Annotated in this window: 15 protein-coding genes; 1 reads left to right on the forward strand and 14 read right to left on the reverse strand. The window is 72.5% G+C overall.

The window, feature by feature from the left end:
• Positions 1 to 18 precede the first annotated feature (18 nt).
• The 14 genes from ACFPCY_RS12100 to pip (ACFPCY_RS12165) all read right to left on the reverse strand — a co-directional run bounded on the left by ACFPCY_RS12100 (position 19) and on the right by pip (ACFPCY_RS12165) (position 14,772).
• Positions 19 to 2,214: a terpene synthase family protein gene (locus ACFPCY_RS12100; RefSeq protein ID WP_378254362.1), complete on the reverse strand. Its 2,196-nt coding sequence runs from the start codon at positions 2,212 to 2,214 to the stop codon at positions 19 to 21.
• An 82-nt stretch (positions 2,215 to 2,296) separates the two neighbouring features.
• Positions 2,297 to 3,250, reverse strand: a complete 954-nt coding sequence (gene pip / locus ACFPCY_RS12105; RefSeq protein WP_378254364.1) for a prolyl aminopeptidase — start codon at positions 3,248 to 3,250, stop codon at positions 2,297 to 2,299.
• Positions 3,251 to 3,316: 66 nt separating this feature from the next.
• Positions 3,317 to 3,715, reverse strand: coding sequence for a Zn-ribbon domain-containing OB-fold protein (locus ACFPCY_RS12110; protein WP_378254366.1), 399 nt, complete (start codon positions 3,713 to 3,715; stop codon positions 3,317 to 3,319).
• Complete coding sequence (locus tag ACFPCY_RS12115; protein ID WP_378254368.1) at positions 3,715 to 4,878, reverse strand: thiolase family protein; 1,164 nt, start codon at positions 4,876 to 4,878, stop codon at positions 3,715 to 3,717. Before ACFPCY_RS12115 ends, ACFPCY_RS12110 begins: the two co-directional genes overlap by 1 nt.
• A gap of 106 nt (positions 4,879 to 4,984) precedes the next feature.
• Positions 4,985 to 6,526 carry an alkaline phosphatase family protein gene (locus ACFPCY_RS12120; protein WP_378254370.1) on the reverse strand — a complete coding sequence of 514 codons (1,542 nt, stop codon included), beginning with the start codon at positions 6,524 to 6,526 and terminating at the stop codon, positions 4,985 to 4,987.
• A 311-nt stretch (positions 6,527 to 6,837) separates the two neighbouring features.
• Positions 6,838 to 7,692, reverse strand: coding sequence for an ectoine/hydroxyectoine ABC transporter ATP-binding protein EhuA (ehuA, locus tag ACFPCY_RS12125; protein ID WP_378254371.1), 855 nt, complete (start codon positions 7,690 to 7,692; stop codon positions 6,838 to 6,840).
• Positions 7,679 to 8,332, reverse strand: a complete 654-nt coding sequence (gene ehuD / locus ACFPCY_RS12130; protein ID WP_378254373.1) for an ectoine/hydroxyectoine ABC transporter permease subunit EhuD — start codon at positions 8,330 to 8,332, stop codon at positions 7,679 to 7,681. Before ehuD ends, ehuA begins: the two co-directional genes overlap by 14 nt.
• Entirely contained in the window at positions 8,329 to 9,036 is a 708-nt protein-coding gene (gene ehuC, locus ACFPCY_RS12135; RefSeq protein ID WP_378254375.1) for an ectoine/hydroxyectoine ABC transporter permease subunit EhuC, read from the reverse strand. The genes ehuD and ehuC overlap by 4 nt, the downstream gene beginning before the upstream one ends.
• Positions 9,037 to 9,042: 6 nt before the next feature.
• A complete protein-coding gene (gene ehuB, locus ACFPCY_RS12140; RefSeq protein WP_378254377.1) occupies positions 9,043 to 9,954 on the reverse strand; it encodes an ectoine/hydroxyectoine ABC transporter substrate-binding protein EhuB in 912 nt (303 codons plus the stop codon).
• Positions 9,955 to 10,101: 147 nt separating this feature from the next.
• The gene (gene thpD, locus ACFPCY_RS12145; RefSeq protein ID WP_378254379.1) at positions 10,102 to 11,007 is read right to left on the reverse strand and encodes an ectoine hydroxylase; all 906 of its coding nucleotides are present in this window, start codon (positions 11,005 to 11,007) and stop codon (positions 10,102 to 10,104) included.
• Positions 11,004 to 11,408: an ectoine synthase gene (locus ACFPCY_RS12150; RefSeq protein WP_378254381.1), complete on the reverse strand. Its 405-nt coding sequence runs from the start codon at positions 11,406 to 11,408 to the stop codon at positions 11,004 to 11,006. The genes thpD and ACFPCY_RS12150 overlap by 4 nt, the downstream gene beginning before the upstream one ends.
• Positions 11,409 to 11,440: 32 nt before the next feature.
• The gene (gene ectB, locus ACFPCY_RS12155) at positions 11,441 to 12,703 is read right to left on the reverse strand and encodes a diaminobutyrate--2-oxoglutarate transaminase (protein WP_378254383.1); all 1,263 of its coding nucleotides are present in this window, start codon (positions 12,701 to 12,703) and stop codon (positions 11,441 to 11,443) included.
• An 89-nt stretch (positions 12,704 to 12,792) separates the two neighbouring features.
• Positions 12,793 to 13,335: a diaminobutyrate acetyltransferase gene (ectA, locus tag ACFPCY_RS12160; RefSeq protein ID WP_378254385.1), complete on the reverse strand. Its 543-nt coding sequence runs from the start codon at positions 13,333 to 13,335 to the stop codon at positions 12,793 to 12,795.
• Between the two features lie 474 nt (positions 13,336 to 13,809).
• A complete protein-coding gene (gene pip / locus ACFPCY_RS12165; protein WP_378255136.1) occupies positions 13,810 to 14,772 on the reverse strand; it encodes a prolyl aminopeptidase in 963 nt (320 codons plus the stop codon).
• Between the two features lie 207 nt (positions 14,773 to 14,979).
• Here pip (ACFPCY_RS12165) and ACFPCY_RS12170 point away from each other — a divergent pair, with 207 nt between their 5' ends.
• Positions 14,980 to 18,345, forward strand: coding sequence for an NACHT domain-containing protein (locus ACFPCY_RS12170; RefSeq protein ID WP_378254387.1), 3,366 nt, complete (start codon positions 14,980 to 14,982; stop codon positions 18,343 to 18,345).
• Positions 18,346 to 18,569: the final 224 nt, after the last annotated feature.

Genomic DNA, 18,569 nt, shown 5'->3' on the forward strand with positions numbered 1-18,569 from the left:
ACGGTACTGGACCGAACGTCATTCGGTCCAGGGGCTCTCGCGGTACCGGCGGCGCAGGTCCTCCTCGCCGTACCGGCGGGCGTTCCGGTGCCAGTGCAGCACCGCGGCCATCCAGTCCTGGAGCTGCCGCACCAGCTCGCCGACGGCCGCCCGCGCCTCGTTCGGCAGCTCCAGGTCGTCGCACAGGACGGGCAGCTCGTGCATCACCACGTGCTGGAACTGCCGCATCCGCGAGGACGCCAGGTCGGCGACGATCCGCAGCGCGTCCTGCTGGTCGCAGCCGAAGAAGTTCCGCACGACGAGGATCGCGTTGTGCAGCTCTCCCTCGAACTCGATCTCCTTCTGGTGGGAGAACATGTCGTTGACCAGCCAGCCGACGTCGGCGGCGCTGGTCAGCAGCGACCGCATCGGGCCGGTGGCGTACGCCTCGGCCGGGATCGCCGGAGCGCGGCCGATCCGGGCGAGGCTCATCGTCAGGTCGGAGCCGAAGGTGCGGCGGCGCATCTCCAGGTAGTCCACCGGGTCGGGCACGCGGTTCTGGACGTGGTCGCCCAGCTCCCACAGCCAGCTCTCCAGCATGTCCTCCACCGCGGCGCGGAGCGCGCGGCGCGCCTCGGGGGCCATCGGGCCGGCCGTCCGGGGCCACAGGTCGGCGAGGCCGCGTTCGAGCGCGTCGCGCGCCGGGGGGACGGGCACGCCGTCGTCCACGGGCATGAACAGCCCCAGGCGGGCGTTCATGGCCCGCGCGCCCGCGAGGTCGCGGCTGCGGCCGAAGACGGCCGGGTAGTAGTCGTCGCCGTAGGTGCCCCACGCGAGCCACCGCGCGCCGAGGTCGAGCTCGTCCGGACCGGCGTCCGGGGCGATGCCGGCGGCGCAGAGCGCGAGGTCGAACCCGGCGAGCAGCGCCGCGTCCCAGACGCCCGAGCCGGGGACGCCGGGCTGGGCGCGCAGCATGCCCATCCGCTCGGCCCACTCGGCGAGACCGTCGCGCGCGGCGGGCAGGTGCGGGTTCAGCGTCACCTCGAACGGCATCTCGATCTCGGGGACCGCCGCGGGGCCGACGCGTCCCGGCGCGTGCGCGTGCTTGCGCAGCCGGGCGGCGGCGGGCGGCCCGAACAGCGACCGGACGTCCAGCCCGGAGAGCCCGAGCCCGGACGCGCCGGGGTAGGCGAGCTCGCGCGCGGCGGCCCGCGCGCCGTCCAGCGCGCCCTCGTTCATGTACCGGGACGAGCGCAGGTGCCACTCGTGGCCGCCGGACTGCCAGTCCTGGAGTCCCTTGACGTACGCGCCGACCCGCGCGATCTCGGCGGGGTCGAGCCCGGCCTCCACGCACAGCGGCGGGACCTCGGTGAACGCGGTGTGCTCGAACTGCTGGATCCGGGAGGTGAGGATGTCGTTGACCGCCTCGGCCGCCTCCTGCGTCGTGCAGTCGAAGAACGTCTCCAGGACGAGGACGCCGTTGCTCAGCTCGCCCTCCTCCTCGACCTCGCGCTGGTAGGAGAACAGGTCGTTGCGCAGGTGGACGGCGTCGGCGAACGCGTCGCACAGGGCGCGCAGCGGGCGCGACCCGGCGATCCGCGCGGGGATCTCGGCGTTCGCGGCGTGCTCGACGAGGCACGCCGACCAGGGCGCGCCGCCGACCCGCCGCCGCATCTCGATGTACTCGACCGGGTTGGCGATCCGGTGCGCGTTGATGTTCGACAGCTCCCACAGCGACTCGTTCAGCAGGTGCGTGGTGCGTTCGGCGAACCGCTCGCGCCAGGCCCGCGACATCGCCGGGACGGTCCGCGCCCACAGGTCCGCCAGGCCCGCCTCCACCGGGTTGGACGGCTCGGGCACGCCGCTCATGTCGCCGCCCGCGGGCATGAACAGGGGCAGCCGCGCCAGATGGTCGCGGCCGCCCTCGCGGTCCCCGGTGCGCTTGTACCGTTCGAGGAAGTGGTCGTCGAAGAAGAACACCCACGCGTACCAGTCGGTGACCAGCGCGAGCTCCGCGGCGTCGCAGTCCGGGTGGGTGTAGGCGCAGAGCAGCGCGTAGTCGTGCGCCTCCAGGTCGGCCCGCGTCCAGACGCCGGAGCCGTCCAGCATGCCCATGTCGCGGGCCCAGGGGACCGAGTGGGCGCGGGCGGCGTCGAGGTTCGGGTTCAGCCGCGCGGGATACGCGGTGTAGAACCTCGGGAGCTGGAACGGTTGCGCCGTGCCGGCCACGCCCATGAGCGGACCACCCTCTCGCCTCGCGCCGGAACACCCTCCGGCGTGAAGTCTTACAGAGGGTGACCCTTGCCTCGCGGCGAGTTCAGCGTGCGTCCCGGAACCGGTCTGTGGCCTTGATGAGGAGGTCGAGCGTGCCGGGCTCGTCGAAGCCGTGGCCCGCGTCCGGGACGAGGTGCAGTTCCGAGCCGGGCCACGCGCGGTGCAGCTCCCAGGCGGCGTCCGGCGGGGTGAGCAGGTCGTAGCGGCCGTTGACGATGACGCCGGGGATGCCGTCCAGCCGGGGCGCGTCCCGGAGCAGCCGGCCCGGTTCGAGGAAGCAGCCGTTGCGGAAGTAGTGGTTCTCCAGGCGGGCGACGGCGACGGCCGCGGGGACGTCGTCGTCCTCGTCGCGCGGGACGAGGTAGCAGGTGGCGTCCTCCCAGCGGGTCCAGGCGAGCGCGGCCGGGACGTGGACGCCCGGATCGGGGTCGGTGAGGCGGCGCGCGTAGGCGGCCATGTAGTCGCCGCGCTCGTCCTCGGGGATCGCGTCGCGGAAGCCCTCCCACGCGTCCGGGAACAGCCGGGAGACGCCGCCTTCCGCGTAGCACCACGGCTCGTCCTCGGGCTTGACGAGGTAGACGCCGCGCAGCACCAGCGCGCGCACGCGGTCCGGGTGGGCCTGCGCGTAGGCGAGCGAGAGGGTGCTGCCCCAGGAGCCGCCGAACACCACCCAGCGCTCGATGCCGAGGTGCTCGCGCAGCAGCTCCATGTCGGCGACGAGCGCGGCCGTCGTGTTCGCGGACAGGTCGATGTCGGGCCGCGAGGCGTGCGGCTTGCTGCGCCCGCAGTTGCGCTGGTCGAACAGGACGATCCGGTAGGCGTCCGGGTCGAACAGGCGGCGGCTCGTCGGCGTGCAGCCGCCGCCGGGCCCGCCGTGCACGAACACGACGGGCGTGCCGTCCGGGTTCCCGCAGGTCTCCCAGTAGATCTCGTCCTGGCCGCCGACGGGCAGCATGCCGACCGCGTGCGGCTCGACCGGTGGATACAGTCCCCTCATGATCACAGTGTCCCGCATGCCCGGCGCATCGGGATCATGCGGGTGTGCCCTGCTCGAGCCCGGAATTCAGGCCGGAGCGAAGAGCGGGTAGGGCTCGCCCTCCTCGGGGTGGACGAACCGGACCCGCAGCGCGAGCCCCTCGCGCAGGTCCGCCGCGTCCACGCCGTCGAGGCGGGCGTGCAGCCACGGGCCTTCGGCGAGTTCGACGATCGCGAGCAGCGCGGGCGGGGGAGCGGTGCCGTCCTCGGCGGGACGGCCGTGCAGGATCGTCCAGGTGACGAGGGTCGCGTCGCCCGAGACGTCCGCCCACTCCAGGTCCTCGGTGCCGCAGCCCGGGCAGGACGTGGCGTCCGGCGGGAAGAAGGCGTCGCAGCCGGCGCAGCGCCGGACGGCGAGCCGGTCGCGCGCGGCGGCGTCGAAGAACCCGTCGGTGCGCCCGTCGCGGCGCAGGATCCCGATGTCCATCAGGCCCCCTTCCGGTGCGGGCTGAGGACCAGCGTCGCGTGGTGGTCGAGGATGCCGCCGTTGCCGCTGACGAGGATCACGTCGTTGGCGGCCTGGCGGTCGCCGCCGTCGCCGCGCGCCTGGATGACCGCCTCCGACACCGGCGTCATGCCCCACATGTAGTAGCCGGACAGCTGGCCGCCGCCGGTGTTGGTCGGCAGCGTCCCGCCCGGGCCGAGCGCCCCCGACGCGGCGAACGCGCCGCCCTCGCCCTTGGCGCAGAACCCGTAGTCCTCCAGCGACACGAGGACGGTGTAGGTGTAGCAGTCGTAGAGCTGCGCCTGGGTGACGTCGTCCACGGTGATCCCGGCCATCTTCATCGCGACCGGCCCGGACGTCGCCGCGCCCGTGGCCAGCCCGAACGCGCTGCCGCGCTCCTTGCGGTGGCCCGGATGCCCCTGCCCCCACCCCCACAGGTGGACGGGCGGACGGGCGAGGTCCGCGGCCCGGTCGGCGGAGGTGACGACGACCGCGATCGCGCCGTTGGAGACCAGGCAGCAGTCGAGCAGGTGGAGCGGCTCGGCGACCCAGCGGGAGTTCCGGTGGTCCTCCAGCGTGATCGGCTCGCGCATCTGGGCGAGCGGGTTGCGGGTCGCCCACGCGCGGGTGCTGACCGCGATCGCGCCGAGCTGCTCGCCGGTCGTGCCGTAGTGCGCCATGTGCCGCTGCGCGGCGAGCGCGTAGAAGGCGTTGACGCTGCGGAAGCCGAGCGCGGCGGTCATCCCGCCGAAGCCGTACCACTCGGCGGCGTCGCGGTGGTACGCCGAGCCGGCCGACTGCTTCGGCTTGAGCGGCGCGTCGGCGAACACGCAGGCGACGGTCGTCGCCGCGCCCGACAGGACCGACATCGCCGCGTAGGAGATCATCGCTCCGGCGGTCGCGCCGAAGGAGTTCATCTGGGTCAGCAGCCGCAGCTCGCGCAGGCCGAGCACGTCGGCCAGCTCGATCCCGGGCGAGCCGCCCATGCCGTGGCTGACCAGCAGCCCGTCCAGGTCGCCGAGGCCGAGGCCCGCGTCGGCGACCGCGGCGCGCACCGCGTCCGCGGCGAGCCTGCGGGGGCTGCGCCCGTACACCCTGCCGAGCTCGGTCATGCCGAGCCCGGCGATGGCCGCGCCGTCCCTCATTCCGCCACCGTCCGGTCACTCATGCCGCCACCGTACCGAACCACGTTCGGTCCTGGCCATGCCGCGGCCCGGTGATCGACGTCACCGGGCCGCGGGCGGGGCCAGGTCAGGACACCTGCGGGTCGTCCACCGCCCAGTACCAGTTGTTGTTTCCGTTGGAGAGCCGCCACGTCACCGTCATGGTCTTCGCGCCGCTCGGCACGGCCGTCGTCACGTGCTCGATCCGGGCCTGCGCGTCGCCGGTGTACGCCAGGATCTGCTTCTGCGCACCGCCGTCGAACGACACGAACACCTGCGCGGTCTCATTGCCGTCCTTCAGGTAGTGCGAGCCGAACGAGACCGTCACCTGGCTCTTGCCCGCGACCGGGTAGGCGGGCGAGACCAGGCTGCTGTTGAACGTGCCGCTGTAGGACTTGTCGGCCCACTCGTCGGAGTCGGCGACCGCGAACACCCCGCGCGCCCGCACGTTGTCCTCGCGTCCCTGGCCGCGCTGCGCGGACGTCCAGAACTCGTCGTCGGTGAACGACCAGCCGCGCCACTCGGTGACACCGCCGGTGCCCATCCCCGTGTTGTCGATCTTCCAGCCGGACGGGGCCTGCTGCGTCCAGCCGAGCGTCGAGGCGGGGATGCCGGTCTCGTCCACGCGGGACTTCAGGCTCCCGGCGAGGGCGTCGAACGGGTCGGACGATCCGGCCGTGACGTCCTGACCGTCCAGCGCGGACGGCCGGGCGACGCCGAGATAGTCCAGCGCCGTCGCGGCGACATCGACGTTCTTGCCGGTGATCGGCGGAGTGGTGTGCGGGATGCCCGGGCCGGACGCCACCACGAACGAACGCCGCTCCTCGGGCGAGTTCCCGCCGTGCCCGCCCGCGTCGGTGTGCCCGTGGTCGGTGGTCACCACGAACAGCCACTGCTCGGACGAGTACGTCGGGCGGCTCCTGATCGCGCTGATCACCTGCCCGATCTGCTTGTCCACGGTCTCGACGGCCGTCCGGTACTGGGTGCTCGCGCCGCCGTACTGGTGGCCCGCCTCGTCCACGTTGCCGAGGTAGACGAACGACGCGTCCGGGCCGTTGTCGCGGATGTAGGACGCCGCCGTGTTCGCGATCTTCGCGTCGTCGCCCGGGTAGCCGTCGGTGTCGCCGTCCAGGACGTCCTTGCGGTCCACGCCCGCGCCGAGCAGGTAGGTGCCGATCGGCTTCCAGTCCACGGCCGCGTACGTCCTGAACGCCGGGTTCGCGCTCTTGATGCGGGTCAGGAAGTCGGGGTACTGCGCGATCTGGTTGCCGGCGAAGGAGTTGTCGACGACCTTGTGCTTGTCGGGCCAGACCCCGGTCAGGTTCGTGGACCAGCCGGGACCGCTCAGCGTCGGCGCCATCGGCTGCGCGTACAGCCACGTCGGCGACGCGTACCCCGAGCCGATCAGCGACTTGATCGTCGGAGTGTCGTACGCCAGGACCTTGTCCCACCGCGTCCCGTCCGTGCCGAACACCACCACGTGGCGGTTGGACGGCGCGGCCTGGGCGGCAGCGCGTGCCGTCCTCGGGGCGGTCGGCGAGGGCGCGGCGTGGGCGACGGCGGCGGGGGAGAGCGCGGCGACCAGCGCGGCGGCGGCCAGGGACGGCAGGAGTCGGGCGGATCGGTGCATCGGGGGAGACCTCTCTGGGGGAGGAACGCACGGAGATTCCGCCCGTCATGCAACCCCCGGAGCACGGCCCGGCCCAGACTGATCGCGCGATGGCCGCCATAAGGAACGCCTATGGGCGGAACGCGGCCGAGGTCACGGCCGCGTCCCGCCCCCGCGCTCGGCCCGCGTTCACGCAGGCTTCACGCGCCGATCCCCGGCACGCCGGCGCCGCCCGCCGCGCGCGGACGGCACCGGCGCAGCGCCCCGAAGGGCGCCGACGCGGCGCCGGAAAGGCGCCGGCGCAGCGCCGGGGAGGGTTTCCGGCGGAGCCGTCAGGACGCCAGGACGGCGCGGAGGAACTCGCGGGTCCGCTCCTCGGACGGGTCCTCGAAGATCGCCTCCGGGGTGCCCTCCTCGACGATGCGGCCCTGGTCGAACATCAGGACCCGGTTCGAGATGTCCTTCGCGAAGCCCATCTCGTGCGTCACGCACAGCATCGTGACGTCCGTGCTCCGGGCGATGTCGCGCAGCAGGTCCTGCACCCCGACGACCAGCTCCGGGTCGAGCGCGGAGGTCACCTCGTCCAGCAGCAGGACGGTCGGCTCCATCGCCAGCGCCCGCGCGATCGCGACGCGCTGCTGCTGCCCGCCCGACAGCTGGGTCGGGTGCGCGTCCTCCTTGTCGGCGAGGCCGACCATGTCCAGCAGGCCGCGGGCCCGCTCGACCGCCTCGTCCTTGCTGATCCCGAGCACGTGCACCGGCCCCTCGGTGAGGTTGCGCAGCACGCTCATGTTCGGGAACAGGTTGAACTGCTGGAACACCATGCCGATCCGCTTGCGCATCTCGTGCAGGTGCTTCTCGTTGGCCTTGACGAGCCTCCCGCCGCGCTCCATGTGCCACAGCGGGTCGTCGCCGACGCGGATCACCCCGCTGTCCGGGCGCTCCAGCGTCATCAGCAGCCGCAGGATCGTGGTCTTGCCCGAGCCGCTCGGCCCGATCAGCGTGACCCGCTCCCCGGCCGCGACCCGGAAGTCCAGGTCGTCCAGGACGACGTTGTCGCCGAACCGCTTCACCACCTTCTCGAACTTGATGCCGCACGGCTTGCGGGTCGGCGCCTTGGCGGTCGCGCCGCCCGCGGCCCGCTCCGGCAGCGGCTCGGCGGGCGAGGTGAGGTCAGTTGGTGGCATAGCGGTGCTCCAGACGTCGCAGGGCCAGGGAGGACGCGACGCTCACGACGATGAAGAACAGCCCGGCGACGGTGATCGGTTCCAGGTACTTCAGGCTGTGCGCGCCCGCGTCGTAGGCGCTGCCCAGCAGTTCGGTCACGGTGATGCCGAGCAGGAACGGCGTGTCCTTGAACAGGGCGATCAGGTAGTTGCCCAGCGTCGGGATGATCCGGCGGACCGCCTGCGGCAGGATCACGCCGAGCCAGACGCGGCGGCGCGGCAGGTTCAGCGCGGTCGCCGCCTCCCACTGGCCGCGCGGCACGTCCTCGATGCCCGCCCGGTACACCTCGGCGGTGTAGGTCGAGTAGTGCAGCCCGAGGCCCACGATCCCGGCGGTCAGCGCGCCGAGCGTGATCCCCCACGAGGGCAGCACGTAGAAGATGAAGAACAGCTGCACGAGCAGCGGCGTGCTGCGGACGAACTCGGTCACCCACCGGACGGTCCGGCTGACGACCGCGTAGGGCGAGCGCCGCAGCAGCGCCCAGACCAGCCCGAGCGCCAGCGCGATCAGGTAGCCGAGCAGCGTCGCGATGACCGTGACGCGCAGGCCGTCCAGCAGGTCCGGGATGACCTGCCCGCTGTAGTGCCAGTCCCAGCTCACGGCGACACCACCGTCCCGGTGGTCGCGGCGACGGGGGCCGGACGCGTCGGAAGGCGGCGCCCGAGCACCCGGTCGGACCGGCGCTCGGCGAGCCGCACCAGCACCTGGAGCGCCTGCGCGATCACGAAGTAGACGACCAGGATGACCGCGAACGTCGTGGCCGTCTGCCCCGTGGACGCCTGGACCTGCTTGGCGCGGAACGTCAGGTCGGCGATCGACACCAGCGACACGCCCGCCGTCGCCTTCATCAGCTCGATGAGCAGGTTGCCGAACGGCGGCAGCATCAGCGCGAACGCCTGCGGGAGCAGCACCCGGCGCAGCCGCTGGAAGGGGGTGAAGTTCAGCGCGCGGGCCGCCTCCCACTGGGCGCGCGGGACGGCGTTGACCGAGCCGCGCACGACCTCGGCGCCGTACGCGCCGTAGTTCAGGCCGATCGCGAGCACGGCCGCCGCGATCGGCGTGAACCGCAGCCCGAGCAGCGGCAGCGCGTAGAAGAACCAGTACATCAGCACCAGCGCGGCGATGCCCCGGAAGAACTCCACGTAGATCCGGTTGAGCGCGCGCGGCAGGGCGCTGCGCGCCGTCCCGGCCAGCCCGAAGACCAGCGCGAGCACGAGCGCGAGCACCGCTCCGTACACCGTGATCTGGACGGTGATCCAGGCGCCCCGGAGCAGCTGGGGATAGCTGTCGAGAACCTCGGACATGCGCGGTCAGCCCTTGCAGAAGCGCGCGGCGGTGTCGTTCGGGCCGGGCAGCTCGGCCTCGGTGAACCCGAACGGCCTGATCACCGGCAGCAGCCGGTTGCTCTTCTTCAGCTCGGCGATCTTGCCGTTGAACGCCTGGACCAGGTCCGTGTCGGCCTTGCGGAACGCGAACGCGCCCGCGCCGAACTGCTCCTTGCCGCCGATCACCGGCACGAACGCGTCGGTCACCTCGAAGGCCGAGCCCCGGTGCTTGGCCAGCAGGTCCGCCAGCGAGATGCGGGTCAGCGCGATGCAGTCGATCCGGCCGGCCTTCAGGCCCTCGAACGCGCTCGGCTGGTCGGGGAAGGTCTTGAGGTTCCCCTTGGACACGCCCAGCCTGGTGGCGTAGTCGCCTTCCACCGCGCCGGTCAGCACGCCGACCTTCAGCTTCTGGCGGGCGGCGTCCTCGAACTTGTGGACGCCCTTCGGGTTGCCCTTCGGCACCATGAAGGCGGTCTTGGCGACGTACTCCGGGTCGGCGAAGGCGACCTCGCCGCAGCGCTCGGGCGTGACGAACATGCCGGCGGCGATCACGTCGAAACGCTTGGCCTTGAGGCCGCCGATCAGGCCGCCGAAGTCGACGCTGACGCCGTCCATCTTGCCGATGCCGAGCTCCTTGCAGATCACCCGGGCCAGCTCGGGCGCCTCGCCGGTGAGCCTGCCGTCCTTGTCGGTGTAGCCGTAGGGCGACTCGTTGGCGAACCCGACGGTGATCTTCCCGTCCTGGCGGGCCCGCTTCAGCGTGCCGCCGCCCTCCCGTTCGGCCTTCGGGTCGGTGGTGGAACAGCCGGCGGCGGCGAGGGGCACCGCGGCGCCGAGCAGCGCGGCGGTGCGCAGGAACCCGCGCCGGTCGGTGCCGGACGCTCTGTCGTTGGTCATCTTCGACTCCTGGGATGAGCCGCGCCCGCCGGGCCCCCGTGGACGGGACCGGCGGACGCGGCCGGTACTCGGGTCGGACAGTGGAGGAGAGGTCGTGCTGAGAAAGAGGTCGTGCTGAGAAGAGGGGTCGCTTCTAGCGGCGTGGGGTCAGCGGACCGGGGTGAAGTCGCGCGCGCCGATGAAGGACGGACGCCGGGTCGGCGCGGAGAAGGGCTCCACGCACGCGTTCTCGACGCTGTTGAACACGATGAACACGTTCGAGCGCGGGAACGGCGTGATGTTGCCGTTCGACCCGTGCATGCAGTTGCAGTCGAACATCGTCGCCGAGCCCGCCGGGCCGGTGAACAGCTCGATCCCGTGCTTGTCGGCGAGGATCGACAGGCTGCCCGGGTCGGGCGTGCCGATCTCCTGGCTCTTCAGCGACTCCTTGTAGTGGTCGGCCGGGGTCTCGCCGGTGCACGCCACGAACGTCCGGTGCGAGCCGGGCATGATCATCAGCCCGCCGTTGTGGACGAAGTTCTCGGTGAGCGCGATCGAGATGCTCACCGCGCGCATGCGCGGCATGCCGTCCTCGGCGTGCCAGGTCTCGAAGTCGGAGTGCCAGTAGAAGTCCTTGCCGGTGAAGCCCGGCTTGTAGTTCACGCGGCTCTGGTGGACGTACACGTCCGAGCCGAGGATCTGCCGGGCCCGGCCGACGACCCGCTCGTCCCGCACCAGCCGGGCGAACACCTCGCTGATCCGGTGCACCTCGAAGATCGACCGGACCTCGTCGGTGCCGCGCTCGGTCACCGTCCGCTCGTCGGCGAGGATCCGCGGGTCGGCGGCGAGCCGCCGCAGCTCGGCCCGGTAGTCCTCGACCTCGCCGGGTTCGAGCAGCCGGTCGATCGTCAGGTAGCCGTCGGCGTCGTAGCCCTCCAGCGTCGCCGCGTCGATCGGGCCGTCGGCGGGCGTGCCGTAGACCACCGGGTCCTGCCGGTAGAGGAGCGCGGCCTCCTCGCACTTGCGGGTCGGATAGGCGTCGTCGATGCTCGGATGGGTCTCGATCACGCTCACGCGTCCGTTCCTTCCTGCTCGGTGATCAGCGGGTAGACGCCGTTCTCGTCGTGGACCTCCCGCCCCGTGCACGGCGGGTTGAAGACGCAGACGGTGCGCACGTCGGTGTGGGCGCGCAGCACGTGGTGCTCGTGGCCGTCCAGCAGGTACATCACGCCGGGCTCGATCCGGTGCTTGTCACCGGTCTCCTCGTTGACGAGCTCGCCCTCGCCCTCGATGCAGTAGACGGCCTCGATGTGGTTCGCGTACCACATGCGGGTCTCCGTCCCGGCGTACAGGACGGTGTCGTGCAGCGAGAAGCCGACCTTCTCCTTCGCCAGCACCAGCCGGCGGCTCGCCCAGGTCTCGGCCTGGACGTCCCGGTCGGTGCCGACGATGTCGTTCAGAGATCGGACGATCAACTGGGTCTCCTCCGTGTCGGAAAGGGGTCGGGTCAGGCGTGCACCGCGGTGCGGACGGCGGCGACCGAGTCGGCCAGCACCTCCAGGCCCTCGGCCAGCTCCGCGGTGGTGGTGGTCAGCGGCGGCAGCAGCTTCACGACCTCGTCGTCCGGCCCGGACGTCTCCATCAGCAGGCCGCGGCCGAACGCCTCGGCGCAGATCCGCGAGGCCGTCTCCGGGTCGCGCGTCTCCAGGCCCCAGACCATGCCGCGGCCGCGCACGTCGGCGATCGCGCCCGCGTGCTCCAGCGCGATGTCGCCCAGCGCCCGCTCGATCTGCTGGCCCTTGGCGAGGGTCTGCGCCTCCAGGCCGTCCCCGGTCCAGTAGTCCTCCAGGGCGCCGACGGCCGTGACGAACGCCGGGTTGAAGCCGCGGAAGGTGCCGTTGTGCTCGCCGGGCTCCCAGACGTCCAGGTCGCGGCGCATGAGCGTGACCGCGAACGGCAGCCCGTAGCCGGAGAGCGACTTGGAGAGGCAGACGATGTCGGGGGTGATCCCGGCGTCCTCGAAGCTGAAGAACGGGCCGGTCCGGCCGCAGCCCATCTGCACGTCGTCGACGATCAGCAGGATCTCGTGCCGCCGGCACAGGTCGGCGAGGCCGCGCAGCCAGTCGGCGGAGGCGACGTTGACCCCGCCCTCGCCCTGGACGGTCTCCACGATCACCGCGGCGGGCTTGTCGAGACCGCTGCCCGAGTCGTCCAGCATCGTCTCGAACAGCAGGAAGTCGGGGGTGCGGCCGTCGAGGTAGTTGTCGTACGGCATCGCGACGCCGTGGCCGAGCGGGACGCCCGCGCCGGTGCGCTTCATCGAGTTGCCGGTGACCGCGAGCGCGCCGAGCGTCATGCCGTGGAACGCGTTGGTGAACGACACCACCGTCTCGCGGCCGGTGTACTTGCGGGCCAGCTTCAGCGCCGCCTCGACGGCGTTGTTCCCCGCCGGGCCGGGGAACTGGACCTTGTAGTCGAGCCCGCGCGGCTTCAGCACGATCTCGTCGAAACGTTCCAGGAACCGGCGTTTCGCGGCGGTGTGCATGTCGAGGCCGTGGACGATGCTGTCCTGCGCCAGATAGTCGAGCAGCCGCCGTTTCAGCGCGGGATCGTTGTGTCCGTAGTTGAGCGTTCCGGCGCCCGCGAAGAAGTCGAGGAAGGATCGTCCGTTCTCGTCGGTGAGCCGGCTGCCCCGGGCGGTGGTGAACACCGTGGGCCAGCCTCGGCAATAACCGCGGACTTCCGATTCCAGGCGCGCGAAAACGTCCATGTGTTCCTCCGGAGGTAGGAGCTTGGGATTGGCGGGATTCGTTCTGGCGGGTGGGTGGCGGAGAGATCCGGCCGGGATACGCGGGGCGGTCAGCCCCGTCCCAGCGGGCCGATCCGGAACAGCACCTCGGGCTCGTGGCCGCCGGCGAGCACGTCCGGTCCGAACAGCGGTGAGCGGGTCAGCTCAGCGCCGTGGTCGCGGGCGAACGAGGTGAACAGCGCGGTCGAGGCGGTGTTGTCCGGCGTGACGGTGGCCTCCAGCGCGCGGGCGCCGCGGGGGACCAGGCGCTCGGCGAGGCCGTCCAGCATGCGCCGGGCGAGGCCGTGGCCGCGGTGCTCGCGGTCCACGGCGACCTGCCAGACGAAGAGCGTGGCGGGGGCGTCGGGACGCAGATATCCGGTGACGAATCCGCACGGGCGGCCCTGCGGGGTGTCCTCGCGGGCCACGATCGAGGTGGCCGCGAAGTCGCGGCACCACAGCGTGTAGCTGTAGGGGGAATTGACGTCGAGGACCGCTGAGTCGCGCGCCATGCGCCACAACTCCGGGCCGTCCCGGAGGGTCGGTTCCGCGAGGACGAAACCGGCGCTTGGAACGGTCCGTCCTGGGGCGGAACGCAGGGGTTTCACTGCCATGTCCAGGCAACCTAGCGAATGCCGGTGGCCATCGTTATCTTTCGTTATTTTTCGAATGTTTGGTGCCGCCGGGAGCGGGTAGGGTGACCCGCTTGCATTTCCGTGGACGTTTCCCGAACGTTTCGGGACGCCTTCGGGACGCTTTTTTCCGGTGCTGCCCAGGGGAGACGCCGCAGTCGCGGCGGACGGGCCCGGCGCGTCCGGGCGCAGGACGATCCCCTGCCCCGGCGCCGCGCGCCTCCGGGACATCGGGTCTCGATTTTGTGATGTGAATCACTCGAGGAGGTGTCATCGCGACGGAAGGCCCGCGCGTCCCGCACGGCGCCGCCCAAGAGAGCCACGGTAGGGCCGTGGCCGCCGACGCGAAAGGGCCCCACGCCGAAGCGTGGAGCCCTTTCTGCTGAACGGCCCGCGGTCGTGAGAACGGTCGGGTCCGATGGGCGCAGGCCGGCGCCGGTCGTGGCGCCTTTGCCGTCAGTCCTCGTTCGCGAAGCGGTCGGTCGCCTCGATGAGGTGGTGCAGGATGCCCGGCTCGTTGTAGGCGTGGCCCGCGTCCGGCACCAGGTGGAACTCGGCCTCGGGCCACGCCCGGTGCAGGTCCCACGCCGTCGCCGGCGGCGTGCACACGTCGTACCGGCCCTGCACGATCACCGCCGGGATGTGCCGAATCCGGTCGACGTCGCCGATGAGCTGCTCGTACTCGAAGAACCCGTCGTTGACGAAGTAGTGGTTCTCGATCCGGGCGAACGCGACCGCGTAGTCCACCTCGGCGAACTCCGCGACGCGGTCCGGGTTCGGCAGCAGCGAGACCGTCGCGCCCTCCCAGCTCGCCCACGCCCGCGCCGCCGTCTCCCGCGTCTCGCGGTCGGGGGAGTTCAGCCGCTCGTGGTAGGCGGCGAGCATGTTCTCCCGCTCCTCCTCCGGGATCGGCGCGACGTACTGCTCCCACAGGTCGGGGAACAGCAGCGACGCGCCCTCCTCGTAGAACCACGTCAGCTCGAACGGGCGCAGGGTGAAGATGCCGCGCAGCACCAGCCCGGTCACGCGCTCGGGGTGCGTCTCGGCGTAGGCGAGGGCGAGCGCGCTGCCCCACGATCCGCCGAACAGCAGCCAGCGCTCGATGCCGAGGTGCTCGCGCAGCCGCTCCATGTCCGCGACGAGGTTCCAGGTGGTGTTGTTCTCCAGCGACACGGCCGGGTCGGACGCGTGCGGCGTGCTGCGGCCGCAGTTGCGCTGGTCGAACAGCACGATCCGGTACTTCTCCGGATCGAACTGGCGGCGGTGGTCGGGGGAGCAGCCGCCGCCGGGGCCGCCGTGCAGCATCACGGCCGGCTTGCCCTCGGGGTTCCCGCAGACCTCCCAGTAGACCTGGTCGCCGTCGCCGGTGTCGAGCATGCCCGAGTCGTACGGCTCGATCGGCGGATAGAGGGTGCGCAGCTCGGTTCCCACGTTCAACTCTCCCGTCAAGAAACTCCTGGTGAAGGGGCGACCGGGCACACGATGGCACACCGATCGGCCCCGCCCAACGTAGCGGCGGCGGACGGCGGCGTGTCCGCACCAGGCCGCCGGTTCCGCGGTGAGTCCGGGGCACGCCGGGTACCGTCACCAGCGGACGGCGGGGGGTGCCGACCGCGGGCGGGGCGCATGATGGGCTGGAGAGCCAGGTACCGGTGGACGCTGCGGTGGGCCGTGGCGGCCCCGGTCGTCGGGGTGCTCGGCAACGTCGCGGGCGACCAGATCTACGCCGGCGGCACGCTGCACTGGCCCTGGCTGGTGCTCGGGGCCGCCGCCGGCGGGGCCACCGCGGTGATCCCGGCCGCCGTGGAGCGGCGGGTCGAACGGCCGCTGCATGCGGACCGTCCGATGCGCCGGTACGAGACCCGCTACCGGAGGCTGATGCTCCGGACGGGCGGCGGACGCGGCGCCCTGGTCAACGTCGCCGAGCAGCCGCGCACCGACGCGGTCCACGTGGACGTCCCGCTCGCCAAGAGCGCCGCCATCGACGTGAGCAACGACCCGCTCGGCGGCGCCTACGAGCAGCACCAGCGGAACGGGCCGGACGGCGAGTGCCTCCTCACCGACCTCGTCGGGCGCGAGGAGCGGGCCGCGATCGCGCTCGTCGGCGCGCCCGGAACCGGGAAGTCGACCATGCTGCGCCACCTGGTGCGGACGCTCTGCGAGGCGGACCGTCCGCGCTGGGGACGGCGCGGAGGGCCGCGGCGGCCGATCCCCGTGCTGCTCCGCCTGCACGAGCACGCGGCCGCCATCGCCGCGCGCCCCCGGATCGGGCTGGAGGCGTGCGTCCGCGACTCGCTCGGCGACGACGACGCGCGCCGCATGCCGGACGAGTGGCTCGTGCGCAGGCTGGAGGCGGGGGAGTGCGTCGTCCTGCTGGACGGCCTGGACGAGATCGCCGACCCCGAACGGCGGCACGAGGTCGCCCGCTGGGTCGAGCACCAGATGGACCTGTACCGCGACTGCGACTTCGTCGTCACGTCCCGTCCGCCCGGATACCTCGAAGCGCCCGTGGACGGCGTGCGGACGTACCGTCCGCTGCCGCTGAGCGAGGAACGCGTCCGGCGGCTCGTGCGCGCGTGGTACCTGGCGGCCGAGCGGGACGAACGCGCGGACGGCGCCGAAGCGCGCGCGGACCGGGCCACCGAGCGGCTCCTGGCGAACCTGGAGCTGAACCCCGGCCTGCGGGCCCTCGCCGTCAACCCGCTGCTGCTCACCATGATGATCTACGTGCAGCGGTTCCGCGGCGGGCTGCCGGACGCCCGCGCCGACCTGTACGGCGAGATCTGCACGGGCCTGCTGTGGCGCTGGCGGGACGAGGGCGTCGTGCGCGGCGAGCGGCTCGACCAGGCCCTCAGCGCGGTCGCGTTCCGGATGATGGTCGAGCGGCGCACCCAGCTGGGCGCGGCGCGGCTCCGCGAGATCGTCGCCGCGCAGCTGCGGCAGTACGCCGAGCGGCTGGACGAGGACGACGTCGTCCGGGAGTTCCTCGCGAGCGGCCTCATGGTCGAGACGCGCGCCGGGGGCTGCGCCTTCGCCCACCTCACGCTGCAGGAGTACCTGGCCGCCGGGTACGTCCGGGACGACCCGGCGCAGATCCGCGAGCTGAGGAGGCACGTCGGCGAGTCGTGGTGGTGGGAGACGATCCTGCTCTACACCGCGCAGGCCCCCGCCGGGCCGATCCTGGAGCGGGCGCTCAAGCTGCGCACGGACGCGGCGCTGGCGCTCGCCCTGGACATCGACGAGCAGGGGGCGCGGCTGCCCGAGGAGCTGCGCGCGCGGTTCCGGACCTGGATCGGCGAGGCCCTCGCCCAGCGGAGCGGCGACGGGCGGCTCGCGGTGAGCCTGCGGGCGCTGAGCAGGGGACGCTCCGGAAGCGGGCGCCTCGACCGGATCGCCGACGCCCTGCTCGTCGGCTGGTCCGGGGCCGACCGGCTCGGCTGGCTGTTCGGGGCGCTGCGCGGCGGGCGCTCGGGCGGCGAGCTGCGGGCGCGGGTCGTCCGGGCGCTGCTGGCCAAGGACCTGGACCGGTACGCGGACGCGTCGGGCGTGTGCCTGCGGTCCGTCCGGTGGCTGCTGTACCAGCCGTTCCTCGACGACTGCGCCGCGCGGGGCGAGCCGCGCGCGCCGGACGCGGGCCGTCCGGCGGCGCCCGCGCCGGTGCCGCACGACGATCCGGGCGCGGTCGTGACCGGCGTCCGGGCGGGTGACGCGCGCGCGTTCGTGGCTTGGGCGAACGCGATGTGCGAGACGCCCCGCTACCGGCTTCCCACGGCGGGAGAGCTGCACGCCGCCGGAGCGGCCATGCACGGCGACCCACTGGAGCGCGGCGTCTGGGCCCAGGGCCCTTCCCAGGGGAAGCACCTGCGCGTGACCTACGACGAAACCCCCGCGCTGTGCACCACCGAGGGGATTCTCGCCACCGCACACGAGCACATCCATGCGGCCTGCGCGGATTTCCCCGATCTGGCCGTGTGCTTAACGGCGTTGCGCTGGCTGGGCGTGGACGCCGTCCTGCGGCGTGCTGAAGAACGCGAGGCGAACCCGCACCGCCTGATGATGCTCCGACGCGCGCGCATGAAGGCGCTCTGGGCGACGCAGGCCGCGTCCAAAGGAGACCTTCCGAAAGGACGGTCGAGTGCCGATATCCGAGCGGAATTCAAGGAACTCTGCCGCGATCTCGCCGACCGGATGCCGCCGTCCCTCGCCCTCACGCTCGACCGGGTCGACGACGAAGCGCACTCCTACGGCCTGCACCGCGCGATGGAGGACGCCGAACGGCGCGAGGCGGAACTGGCGCGGCGCATCGTGGAGATCGCCGGGCCCGACCCGTCCGAGAACGAGCGCCGCCGGGCCGAGGCCCTGATCGAACGCGAACCCCTCGGACGGTCCGTCGCCGAACTGACCGCGCGCGTCGCCGAGGAGATCGGCGTGCAGATGTTCGGGCACGCCCTCGGCCGCGCGCTCGCCGTGCCGTCCGGCTGGGACCGGGCGCGCGAGCTCCACGGCGCTTTCGGCGACGAGCTGGAGAAGCGTCTCGCGGCGAGCGTCGCCGAACTGGACCGTCCCGACGCCGACGACCCGCTGGAGGACCTCGCCGCGCTGCTGGCCTCCGCGCGGCGCCACGCGAACGTCCTGGACACCCCGGAAGCCGACGGCTCGACCCGGTGGGCGGCCGGGGTGGTGGGCCGTCTCGCGGGCCGCTCCGAGCGGATCCGCTCGCGCGCCGCGCTGCCCGCGCCGGACGTCTCCGACCTGTTCCTCGGCGCGGTGTGCGTCGCGGTCGGAGTGGCCGAACTCGCCGACGAGCTCCGGCACCGCTCCGACTCGATCACCGGCGGACGGACCCGCGCCCTGCGCCGGGCGGGCGACCTTCCGGACATCGAACGGGACCTCGTGCGGATCGCGGCGGGCGCGGCGCTGCTCGCCGACCGCAGGACGGCCGCCGAAGAACTGGTGATCGCCCGGATCCGGACTCCCGACGAGTCCCGTTGAAGGCGAATGAGCTGTGATTTTCCACGCTGGCCCCGCGGCTAGGTGATCGTGAGGATCAAGGAACCAAACCCCAAACTGGGCAAACGCTCTGCGTGTCGGCACTAGAGTGCCTTTGGTGAGCGAAGCGACGAGCCGTGCGGCGGGGAACGCCGCGATCGCGGCGGTGCCCCCCACGCGACCGGCCCGCCCCGGGTCACGGCTCGCTGACTCCAGGCGAGGGATGC

Source organism: Actinomadura gamaensis, from assembly GCF_042652125.1.
In the GTDB taxonomy this organism is placed as follows: Bacteria; Actinomycetota; Actinomycetes; order Streptosporangiales; family Streptosporangiaceae; genus Spirillospora; species Spirillospora gamaensis.

What these genes read in the sequence shown, in the direction of transcription:
- ACFPCY_RS12100 (WP_378254362.1), bottom strand. Translation starts at nt 2,214, where the DNA reads ATGGGCGTGGCCGGCACGGCGCAACCGTTCCAGCTCCCGAGGTTCTAC.
- pip (WP_378254364.1), bottom strand. Translation starts at nt 3,250, where the DNA reads ATGAGGGGACTGTATCCACCGGTCGAGCCGCACGCGGTCGGCATGCTG.
- ACFPCY_RS12110 (WP_378254366.1), bottom strand. Translation starts at nt 3,715, where the DNA reads ATGGACATCGGGATCCTGCGCCGCGACGGGCGCACCGACGGGTTCTTC.
- ACFPCY_RS12115 (WP_378254368.1), bottom strand. Translation starts at nt 4,878, where the DNA reads ATGAGGGACGGCGCGGCCATCGCCGGGCTCGGCATGACCGAGCTCGGC.
- ACFPCY_RS12120 (WP_378254370.1), bottom strand. Translation starts at nt 6,526, where the DNA reads ATGCACCGATCCGCCCGACTCCTGCCGTCCCTGGCCGCCGCCGCGCTG.
- ehuA (WP_378254371.1), bottom strand. Translation starts at nt 7,692, where the DNA reads ATGCCACCAACTGACCTCACCTCGCCCGCCGAGCCGCTGCCGGAGCGG.
- ehuC (WP_378254375.1), bottom strand. Translation starts at nt 9,036, where the DNA reads ATGTCCGAGGTTCTCGACAGCTATCCCCAGCTGCTCCGGGGCGCCTGG.
- ehuB (WP_378254377.1), bottom strand. Translation starts at nt 9,954, where the DNA reads ATGACCAACGACAGAGCGTCCGGCACCGACCGGCGCGGGTTCCTGCGC.
- ectB (WP_378254383.1), bottom strand. Translation starts at nt 12,703, where the DNA reads ATGGACGTTTTCGCGCGCCTGGAATCGGAAGTCCGCGGTTATTGCCGA.
- ectA (WP_378254385.1), bottom strand. Translation starts at nt 13,335, where the DNA reads ATGGCAGTGAAACCCCTGCGTTCCGCCCCAGGACGGACCGTTCCAAGC.
- ACFPCY_RS12170 (WP_378254387.1), top strand. Translation starts at nt 14,980, where the DNA reads ATGATGGGCTGGAGAGCCAGGTACCGGTGGACGCTGCGGTGGGCCGTG.